Source organism: Halomonas sp. LMYGS-3 (assembly GCF_059509875.1).
In genome coordinates, this window is record NZ_JCAKFQ010000077.1 from 1 (window position 1) to 623 (window position 623).

Annotated in this window: 1 pseudogene; it reads left to right on the forward strand. The window is 70.3% G+C overall.

Annotated elements, in window-relative coordinates:
* Positions 1 to 623, forward strand: a pseudogene (locus tag AC5W54_RS22530) (sulfoacetaldehyde acetyltransferase); the annotation flags it as partial.

Genomic DNA, 623 nt, shown 5'->3' on the forward strand with positions numbered 1-623 from the left:
TGTCGGAGATGGGCCCGACCCAGCTGAACATCCCGCGGGACTACTTCTACGGCGAGATCGAGTGCGAGATCCCCGCGCCCTCGCGACTGGATCGCGGCCCCGGCGGCACCAAGACCCTCGACGAGGCCGCCGAGCTGCTGGCGAACGCCGAGTTCCCGGTGATCGTCTCCGGCGGCGGGGTGGTGATGGCCGACGGCGTCGAGGCCTGTCAGGCGCTGGCCGAGCGGCTGGGGGCGCCGGTGGTCAACAGCTACCAGCACAACGACTCCTTCCCGGCCAGCCACCCGCTGTGGTGTGGCCCGCTGGGCTACCAGGGCTCCAAGGCGGGCATGAAGCTGATCGCCCAGGCCGACGTGGTGGTGGCGCTGGGCACCCGGCTGGGGCCCTTCGGCACCCTGCCGCAGCACGGCCTGGACTACTGGCCGCAGGACGCCAAGATCATCCAGATCGACGCCGACCACAAGATGCTGGGGCTGGTGAAGAAGATCGCGGTGGGCATCTGTGGTGATGCCAAGGCCACCGCGGAAGCACTCGTCGAGCGTCTGGCCGACCGGGACCTGGCCTGTGATGTCACCAGGGGCCAGCGCGCCGAGCGGATCGCCAGCGAGAAGGCGGCCTGGGAG